The sequence below is a fragment of the Dickeya ananatis genome, from assembly GCF_019464615.1.
In the GTDB taxonomy this organism is placed as follows: domain Bacteria; phylum Pseudomonadota; class Gammaproteobacteria; order Enterobacterales; family Enterobacteriaceae; genus Dickeya; species Dickeya oryzae.
In genome coordinates this window covers 2,666,094-2,676,647 of sequence record NZ_CP040816.1, presented here as the reverse complement: position 1 = coordinate 2,676,647, position 10,554 = coordinate 2,666,094, and the positions used below count along the sequence as shown (strand labels likewise).

Here is a 10,554-nt window from a genome sequence, read left to right as displayed (position 1 = left end):
AAGCCGAATCATTCTCTGAAAGAGAATAAATCATCAAGGAGGTTTTTATAATGGATTTTCATGATCTGATCGAACTTGAACGTAAGCCATTCAAAGAGCGCGTAAAATTGCGCTATGGCACCTATTTAAAAGAACTCGAAAAAGGCTTTATGTTCAGCCGCCAAGGGGTGGGGCCTGTCGATGCGCAGATGCAATACAAAGACCTGCACAGCGATGACTTCAGAAGCGTTCTGGTATTTGGCTCGAATAGCTACCTGGGGCTGGCTAATCACCCTTACGTCAAAAGCAAGGTGATGGAAGCCGTAGAAAAATACGGGATCGGCACCGGTGGATCACCGGCGTTTTCCGGTTACACCAAGCAGCATCGGGATCTGGAGTTGCGTCTGGCGGCGTTAGCGGGCCACGAAGATGCGGTGCTACTGCCAAGCGGGTATATGGCCAACCTGTGCTGGGTGAATGGGCTGATGAATCGTAACGATATCATCATCTATGACCAGAACAGCCACGCCAGCGTTATCAACGCGGTCAAAATGACTAACGTGCCGTTCTTTACCTTCGACCCGGAACGTCTGGATGACTTTGAAGCGATGCTGCCTAAAATTCGGGCACGCTCCAAACCGAATACCCAGATTTTCTCGACCGTAGAAGGGGTGCGTTCTACCGACGGTTCGATCATCGACCTTAAGCGTTACATCGATATCTGCCGCAAGCATGACATCATCATCATTCTCGATGACGCGCATGGACTGGGCACCATGGGGCGCACCGGTAAAGGCACGCTTGAGCATCTGGATTTGTTAGGCCAGGTCGACTTGCGTATGTCCACCTGTAGCAAATCATTGGGCGCGCAAGGGGCGTTTATTTCCGGCAGCCGCGAGCACATCTTTATGCTGCGCAACTTCTCTTACCCCTATTTGTTCACCTCTGGGTTAGCTCAGCCGACGATTGCGGCGATTTCTGCGGCGCTGGACGTGATGGAGCGTGAGCCAGAACGTATCGCCCGTTTGCACGACAATGTGCGTTACATGCAAGACCAGCTGGAAGCGAAGGGGTTCAACATCCTGCGCGGCGAGTCTGGCATTATTCCCATTTTCTTTAGCAAGCTCTCTGTGGTGGGCAACATCAATCGCCGCATTTTTGAGCGCGGCGTGTTTGCCAACATCATGGAATACCCCATGGTTCCCCCCGATAAAGAACGTCTGCGTATCTCGGTCATGTCGACCCACACCCGTGAAGAGATCGATCAGGTCGTTGAGATTATCACTGAGGTTGCGCGCGAGTTTGACGCGCTCTAACGGACTGGATGAAGGAGAGAAGAAATGGACGCTCAGAAAGACGTTCTCGCGATGGTGCTCGACATCATTAATGGCATCAAAAACACCGGGTTTACGCCCGATGTCGTGGAGCTGGATGCCTTTATTGGCGGTGAGCTCGGAGTGGATTCGGTTGAGATGCTGGAGTCGTGGTACGAGATAGAGAAGCGGCTCAACATCAAAATCAACGACGGCGATAAACGCGGTATTTATACGCTCGGCGACCTGGTCAGCACGATTGAAGCGCATCTACCGGAAGATGCGCTCAAGTCCTGATCCCGCGAACGGAAGGCGGGAGCAACAAGCAACGTTAAGTGACAATACTAGGGAACAGTAATAGGGGATTTATGCCTTCTTCAATTTGGGTATTTCCTGGTCAGGGATCGCAGCAGAAAGGGATGGGGAGTGCGCTGTTTGAGCGTTTTCCCGAGCGTGTTCGGGAGGCTGACGAGGTACTCGGTTTTTCGATTCGTGATCTGTGCCTGAGCGATCCTCAGGGCGTACTGGGTGAAACGGAATTCACCCAACCGGCGTTGTTTGTTGTCTCAGCGCTTGGGGTTCTAGCCAACCGGCAAGACGGCGCAGATGCGCCGGATTGCTACGCCGGTCATAGTCTGGGTGAGTTTGCTGCGTTGTTTGCGGCAGGGGCGTTTGACTTTGCCACCGGCGTTGCACTGGTCAGAGAGCGTGGCATGCTGATGTCGAAAGCGCCACGTGGGGCGATGGCGGCGATTCTGGGTATCGATCTGAATCAAGTGATGGCGCTGCTGGCGTCGTCACCGTTCAGCGGTATTGATATTGCCAACATTAACTGCGCACAGCAGATCGTCATTTCCGGGCTGTATGATGACATTGTTGCCTGTGAGTCGCTGTTTACCTCAGCCGGGGCGCGTTACATCAAGCTGAACGTGAGCGCGGCGTTCCATTCCCGTTATATGCGTGACATTGAAACCCAATTCGCGCAGTTTGCTGGCCGTTTTACCTTCAACCCGCTTAACGCGCGGGTAATTTCCAACTACACCGCGCACGACTACCCCACGTCTGATTATCTCGAACTGCTGACGCGCCAGATAAGCCACCCTGTGCGTTGGTACGAAAGTATTTCACGGTTACTGGCATTGGGTGAGGTCAGACAGCAGGAAATCGGGCCGGGGCAAGTGCTCACCGGGTTGTTTGAGAAAATCAAAGCACAACCGATGACACTTGAAGACACGAAAGCCCCCGCAGCGCAACCCGTTCGCCACTTACCGGCGTCAGATGCCACTGGCTCTGGGGTGGTGTTTATGTTCGGCGGGCAGGGCTCGCAGTACTACGGCATGGGCCAGGAGCTGTATCGCCGTAATGACGCGTTCCGCCGTCAGATGGATAGCTGCGACGCGCTGTGTCGTAAACACGCGGGCTATAGCCTGGTGGAAACTCTGTATGACGACAGCCGCCGTCGGCTGCCGCTCTCTGATGTGGCGTTGTCGAATGTGGCGCTACTGAGTGTCGGGGTGAGCCTGACCCACATGTTCAACGCCGAAGGCATCAAACCTGATGCCGTACTGGGATACAGCCTGGGTGAGTGTATCGCCGCTGTCGTGGCGGGCGTACTGACGCTGGATGACGCCATGAAACTGGTGGTGTCGCAGGCGCACATGCTGCATGAGAAAACGGCTGGCGGCGGCATGATGAGCGTGCTGGCACCGGTATCGCACTTTCATAGCAACCCCGCGCTGTATCAGGGGACTGAGCTTGCCAGCATGAACTTCCAGAATAACTTTGTGGTCAGCGGCGACAAGGCCAGTCTGTCGGCACTCAAGACGCGTCTGACGCAGCAGGACGTGATTTCGATGTTGCTGCCGGTTGAGCAACCGTTCCACTCGTCCGGCATCGCCGCCATCGAGACGGATTTCCGTGCACTAGTCGATACCCTGGCGAAAAACGCACCGGAGATGACCGTGTACTCCTCCTTGTTGGGCACATCGGTTGAACGGTGGGACAGCGAGTATTTCTGGCGTGTGTTGCGCGAACCTGTTGATTTTTACCGTCTGATGCAATCGCTGAAGGTGAAAGATGACACATTCTTTGTTGATCTCAGTCCGACCGGCACCTTGTCGACGTTCATTAAATACGGTTTTGCCGGGAGTTTTCAGAACGGTGCGGCCATCAATCAATTCGGCAGGAACGCCGAGAGTGTATCTAACTTACTGAATACGTTAAAAAATAATTCTATAAAAGTTGTCACAGAGGGAGCGTAACCGATGGTTATCACGCAGGAAAATATGCTCTTGTCGCGTAAGGAAACAGCTGTGGCGTATTGGCAGCATCATCTTACCGGCGCGCAAAGAACGGCGAACGCCAACTTTGTCAATACCACTGAGAGTGGGGAGGCGGCTTCCTCCCCTACGCAGGCGTATCGTGTGCTCGTTTCCCACGTTGGGCGGGCGCTGAACTCGGAATTACTGGCGCTAATGCAGCGTGAATCCACCTCTTGGGAGGTGTTGCTGACTGCCGCATGGGCGCTGTTGTTGAGTAAATACAGCGGTGAGGATGAGGTACTGTTTGGCAAGCGCTTCGCTGTCGGTGAGACTGGGGACGCGTGTGCGTTGCCGTTGCGGCTGGCGCTGGATGGCGGGCGCACGTTGCATCAGTGGTTTCGTGATATCGCCACCGTGTTTGGGCAGCACCGGCAACATGCCGGGTTGCTGCCAGAAGCCTTGTCGCAAGGTGTAGTTGGTTACTCAAACCAGCCACTTTTTGAATCACTGCTCAGTGTGCGTGACGAGCAATACCCGGAACCGGAAAATCTGGACGAGTCTGTGCCGCTGCATCTTATCGCGCACACCGGGGATAACCTGTTGCTGGCACTGCATTACCGCGCGGGTGATATCAGCGACGCGGATGCGCATAACATTCTCGAACGCCTGCAACAACTGTTGGTGAGTTTTAGTCAGGGGGCTGAGCGCACGGTAGGGGCGCAGTCGCTGCTTAATAGCGCTGAAGTTGAACGCGTGGTCCACGAATGGAATGCCACGCAACTTGATGTGGCGCTGGATCGCTCGCTGTACGCGTTATTTGCTGAACAGGTGGCGGCCAGAAACGAGGCCACCGCGTTGGTGGCTGATGATGAACGCTTAAGTTATCGGCAACTTGCCGAGCGTGCCGGGCGTATCGCCGCAGGTCTGCGTCGTGTCGGTGTGGCGAAAGGCGATCGCATCGTACTGAGTATGGATAAAACGCCGAACCTGATCGCCGCTATGTTGGGCATCATCAGACTGGGTGCGGCTTATGTGCCTGTCGCTCTGGATGCGCCGAGCGAACGTCGCGCGTTTATCATTAACGACGCAAAAGTGCGCTGGACGCTGACCAGCCGGGCTAATCAGTCAGATTTCAGTGACGATGAAAGCAGTACGCTGCTTTTTGTCGACGATTATCTCAATCAGCAACCGCAGAGTGACCTGCGTGACGATACCGCGTTTGACGCTATCGACTCGCACACCATTGCCTACATCATTTATACCTCCGGTACGACCGGCACGCCAAAAGGTGTGGAGATCGCACATCGCAGCCTGATTAACTTCTGTGCCTGGTGTGAACACATCGGTATTTTTAGCGTCGGGCAGCCGATTACCCAGTTCGCGCCTTATACCTTTGATGCCTCGGCGGGGGAAATTTTTGGTACGTTGACCCGAGGGTGTGAATTACATCTGTTGTCGAACGCGTTGATTCAGAACCCACCGGCGCTGATGACGTACATGACGGCAAACGACATCCGTTTCTCGGCATTCCCGCCGCCATATCTCACGCACCTGGATCCGGCTCTGGTGCCGCAAGGCATGACCATTTTGACCGCCGGCTCAGCGCCGACACTGGGGCTGATTGAACGCTGGAGTGAACGCTGTCGTTACATCAATGGCTATGGCCCGACAGAAACCACCATTATGTCGTCGGCGTGGATGCGCGGTTTTGAGAAAGGTCAGGATACGCGCCTGAGCATCGGACGACCCATTGCCAACACCCGGATGTACGTCGTCGATAATTTTGGGCAGCTTTGCGCGCCGGGGATGGCAGGTGAAATTTGGATCGGTGGTGAGGGCGTTGCAGTCGGGTACATGAACCGCCCTGAGCTGACGGCCCAGCAGTTTATCGATGACCCCTGGGTTGCTGGAGGCCGCGTCTACCGCACCGGTGATATCGGTCGCTGGTTTGACGATGGGCGTATCGAGTTCCTCGGTCGGCGCGATCACCAAATCAAATTGAGCGGATACCGCATCGAACTGGGGGAGATCGAGTCACGTATTACCGCGCTGGAGCATATCAAAGACGCGACGGTTATCGGTATCACACCGGATGGCGGCGAGGCGCGTTTGGTGGCCTACGTGGTACCCGAGGCCGGTTACAACAGCGACGGTGCGATTACGCAATGGCGTGACGTCTTAGCCACGCAACTGCCCAGCTACATGATCCCGGCGGCATTTGTGGTGATGGCATCACTGCCGCTGACCGCCAATGGCAAGATTGACCGCAAAGCCTTGCCGTTACCGGATGATAACGCCTACGTGCAGCGTGACTTTGAAGCACCTCATGCCGGTATAGAAACCGTGCTGGCGCAGTTATGGCAGACCATACTGGGCGTGCATCAGGTCGGGCGGCAGGACAACTTCTTCGAACTGGGTGGCCATTCGTTGATGGCGATGCAGTTGCAGGCGATGCTGCGTGAGCAGCAGTACTACACCGATGTGCCGACCATCTTCGCTCACCCGGTGCTGGCCTGTCTGGCGCAACAGGTTCGCGATGAAGACGACGCCTCGCAGACATGGGTGATTCCGGAAAATCAGGTGACGCCGGAAACCACCGCGCTTCACCCGGCGCTTTTCCCGCTGGTGTCGCTGTCGCAACAGCAGATAGACCAGATTGTGGCCCGGATACCGGGTGGTGTGGCCAATATTCAGGATATCTATGCACTGGCACCGCTACAGGAAGGCATCCTCTTTCACCATCTGTTTGATGAAGCCGGAGACCCCTACCTGCAGTGTGGTCACCTGTCGTTTGCACACCGCGAGACGCTGGACCGCTACCTTGATGCCATTCAGTGCGTCATTGATCGCCATGATGTGTTGCGTACCGCGTTTATCTGGCAAGGGGTGGAAACGCCGGTACAGGTTGTGCTGCGTCACGCACGCTTGCACGTCACCACACTCAACCTGGATACGCAGCAAGGCCCGGTGGTCGAGCAACTGAAGGCGCAGTTCGATCCTCAAACCCATCGCATTGATCTCACGCAGCCGCCGTTGCTTCGCATGGCGGTGGCTTATGACGACCAGCAGGCACGTTGGGAAGCGCTGATGTATATCCATCATTTGGTGGATGACATCCCGTCGTTGCAGATTTTGCTCTCTGACATTCAGGCGTTCCTTACCGGTAAAGGCGAGAGCTTGCCCGCACCGGTACCGTTCCGTCATCACGTGGCGCGTTTGCAACAAGGTCGTGGTACGCAACAAGAACTGGCCTTTTTCCGTGACATGCTGTCGGACATCACCGAGCCGTCGGCCCCGTTTAATCTGCGTAACGGCCACCTCAACGGTCAGCGTATCCATGAAACCCGGCGTCCGTTGGCGGGCGCGCTGGGTGAACGGTTGCGGACACAGGCACGCCGTCTTGGTGTCAGTGTCAGTAGCCTGTGTCATGTGAGCTGGGCGCAGGTACTGAGCGCCGCCTGTGGCAGCGATAGCGTGGTGTTCGGTACCGTGCTGTCAGGGCGTATGCACGGTGAAAACAGCGATAAAATCATGGGCCCGTGCATTAATACCTTGCCGTTGCGTATTGATGTTGGTGACGTCTCGGTAGTCGATGCCGTGCGTCAGACCCATCAGCGCCTGACTGCGCTGATAAAGCATGAGCACACCACCTTGTCGCTGGCGCAACAAGGGTGTGGGATTGTGGCGCCGACGCCGATGTTCAGTACCGTCTTCAATTACCGCCGTAACCGCCCGACCGATGTGGACGTGTTAGGCGGGATCGAGTTTGACGGTGTGGCATGGCACGGTTTTGACGAGCGTACCAACTATCCTATTTCCGTCTCGGTGGATGACGCTGACACCGGCTTTGATATTGGCATTCAGGTGGTTGAATCGCTGTCGGGCGAGCGTATCTGGGGTTACTTCCAGCAGAGTATGCTGAGCCTGGTGAGCGCGCTGGAGGCTGCCAGTACCGCGTCTTCTGTCGCCACCCCGTTGTATGAACTGACGGTGTTGCCGCCCGAAGAGCACCAACTGCTGCTGAAAACCGTGAACAATACGGCGCTGGCCTTCCCGGCGACCACGATGATTCACCAATTGTTTGAGCAGCAGGTCGAGCAACAACCGCAGGCGCTGGCGTTGCAAATGGGTAACGTACGTCTGAGCTATGCCGAATTGAATCAGCGTGCTAACCGTCTGGCACACTACCTGATAGCGCAGGGCGTCGTGCCAGATACACGCGTCGCGTTATGTACTGAACGCTCGGAAACCATGCTCATCGCCTTACTGGCGATCCTCAAGGCGGGTGGCGCGTATGTGCCGCTTGACCCGGAATACCCGGCTACACGACTGGCGTATATTCTCGACGATGCCACACCGAAGGTACTGGTAGTCGACAGGCGTGGGCGCGAGGTCTTTGGGGAGCAGACAGGGCATGATGTCACCGTGGTGGATCTGGAGCGTGACAGCGCGCGCTGGGACGAGCTGCCTGGCGACAATCCGGATGTGGCAACGCAGCATAGCCGACATTTGGCGTATGTGATTTACACCTCAGGTTCTACCGGCAAGCCGAAAGGGGTGATGGTTGAACATCGTCAGGTGGTCAACTTCCTCACCGGGATGCAGGCGTTATTCCAACTGGGCACCCGCGACTGCCTGCTCTCCGTGACCAGCATTTCGTTTGATATTGCCGGGCTTGAACTCTACCTGCCGCTGATGACAGGGGCATCGATTGTGCTGGCTAGCCGCACACAGGCGATGGATCCCCATGCGCTGCTGACGCTGCTGCAAACCCTCAATATCACCATTATGCAGGCGACCCCCACCACCTGGCGCTTGCTGGTGGATGCCGACGCGACACCGCATAAGCAATTGAAGATTCTGTGCGGCGGTGAGGCGTTACCCAGTGATCTGGCTACGCGCCTGCATGCCTTCGGTGAATCCCTGTGGAACCTCTACGGGCCGACGGAAACCACGGTGTGGTCAACCTGCAATCGCGTGAATGCCGGAGATGTGACGCAATACAACCAGTCGATTGGTCGCCCGATTGCCAACACCCAGGTCTATCTGCTGGACAAGCATGGCAAACCGGTGCCGATGGGGGCTATCGGGGAGCTGTATATCGGTGGGGACGGGGTGGCCCGTGGTTACCATCAGCGTCCGGAACTAACCGCCGAGCGCTTTATTCCCGATCCATTCTCAACCGATTCGGCGGCACGCCTTTACCGGACCGGTGATTTCGCGCAACTGATGGACGATGGGCGGCTGGTGTTCCTCGGCCGTACCGATCACCAGTTGAAACTACGCGGGCACCGGATAGAGCTGGGGGAAATCGAAGCCCGGTTGTTGAGTCATCCGTCAGTGCGTGAAGCGGTGGTGGTTGCCAGAGAAGATATGTCCGGGGCGACCCGACTGGTGGCCTACGTGGTGCCCGGCCGCGGCGAAAAAGGCGAGCAGGAATCCTCTTCCCGCTCTGAAAGCCTGGATTTCAGTCTGTTTTTATTCGGTGCACATACCGATGCCCAGCAGGGGTATCACTATTGCACTGAGGTGACGGAGTTCGGCGATTCGCATGGCTTTACCGCCGTCTGGACGCCGGAGCGTCACTTCCACGGCGTGGGTGGCTTGTTCGCTAATCCGGCGTTGTTAAGCGCGTCGCTGGCGGCCAGAACACGTCATATCCAGCTGCGTGCGGGCAGTGTGGTAATGCCGCTGCATGATGCGCTCGGCGTGGCGGAAGACTGGTCGATAGTCGATAACCTGTCGTGCGGCCGTATCGGTATCGGCATCGCGTCCGGCTGGAATCAGCGAGATTTTGTGCTGGCTCCGCAGCATTACGACGACCGCCGCCCGGTGATGCATCACCGCATTGAGGAGTTGAGAACGCTGTGGCAGGGCGGCAGCGTTTCTCGCCGGGATCACCACGGGAATGATATCGACGTCCAGATTTACCCGGCACCCGTGCAAAAAGAATTGCCGATTTGGATAACGGCGGCGGGTGCGCCTGAAACCTTTGAGTATGCCGGGCGTAGTGGCGCGCATTTGCTGACCCACTTGCTCACGCAGAACATTGAAGGGCTGGCCCAGCATATCGCGATATACCGCACGGCGCGTGAAAAAGCCGGGTTTGATCCTCGCACTGGCATCGTGACGGTGATGATCCACACCTACCTGGGAGAGAACCTGGATGAGGTGCTGACGCAGGCGAAAGGGCCGTTCCTTGGTTATCTGGAAGGTCACCTCAGCTTGCTGTCTGGGTGGCTTAAAGAACAGAACATCAACCTCGACACGCTCCCCAACGAAGACAAACACCGCATCCTGGAGTTCGCGTTCAGGCGTTATACCCGAGAACTGTCGTTTATCGGTACGCCGGAATCCGCGCTGTCTGTGGCGGAAAATCTGCAGGAAGCCGGGGTCAACGAGGTGGCGTGTCTGATCGACTGGATTGTGCCTGAGAATACGTTAGCGGCGCTGGAACACGTGGCAACGCTCAAAGACATGGTGCAAAGCCACTTCAGCCGTCAGGCGCTGCGCAAGCATCTGCAGGATGCCTTGCCGGATTACATGGTGCCAGCGGCCTTTGTGACGCTCAAAGCGTTGCCGCTGACGCCGAACGGCAAGATAGACCGTAATGCGCTGGTCGCGCCGGATGAGATGTCGTTCGCCCGTCGCGCTTATGTGCCTCCTCAGGGGGAGATGGAAATCACGATGGCTTCTATCTGGGAAGAGTTGCTCGGTGTCGAGCGGGTCGGCCGTCAGGATCACTTCTTCGAGTTGGGAGGCTATTCGTTGTTAGCCGTGCGTTTGATTGAGCAGTTGCGCCGCAGGGGGCTGAGCATCGAGATACGCACGCTGTTTGATACACCGGTTCTGGCAGACATTGCGGCCAGGACCATTGAACTGGCGGAGACTCGACTGTGAGCAGGCTGTTTCCCGTAGGTTGGCTGCATAGCCCTGGCTGTTTTGTTGCATTGCATTACGTCAAGCACCATCGACTACACGTTATGATCACGGAGGATAAA

General features: G+C 56.5%; 4 protein-coding genes. All 4 read left to right on the top strand.

All coding sequences use genetic code 11. The features are described 5' to 3' along the window. Positions 1–50: 50 nt before the first annotated feature. A complete protein-coding gene (locus FGI04_RS11855; RefSeq protein WP_342698770.1) occupies positions 51–1,295 on the top strand; it encodes an aminotransferase class I/II-fold pyridoxal phosphate-dependent enzyme in 1,245 nt (414 codons plus the stop codon). Between the two features lie 24 nt (positions 1,296–1,319). Next, positions 1,320–1,589, top strand: coding sequence for an acyl carrier protein (locus tag FGI04_RS11850; protein WP_342698771.1), 270 nt, complete (start codon positions 1,320–1,322; stop codon positions 1,587–1,589). Positions 1,590–1,660: 71 nt separating this feature from the next. Beyond that, positions 1,661–3,553 carry an ACP S-malonyltransferase gene (gene fabD / locus FGI04_RS11845; RefSeq protein WP_407336780.1) on the top strand — a complete coding sequence of 631 codons (1,893 nt, stop codon included), beginning with the start codon at positions 1,661–1,663 and terminating at the stop codon, positions 3,551–3,553. A 3-nt stretch (positions 3,554–3,556) separates the two neighbouring features. Further along, positions 3,557–10,453, top strand: a complete 6,897-nt coding sequence (locus FGI04_RS11840) for a non-ribosomal peptide synthetase (RefSeq protein ID WP_407336779.1) — start codon at positions 3,557–3,559, stop codon at positions 10,451–10,453. Positions 10,454–10,554 lie beyond the last annotated feature (101 nt).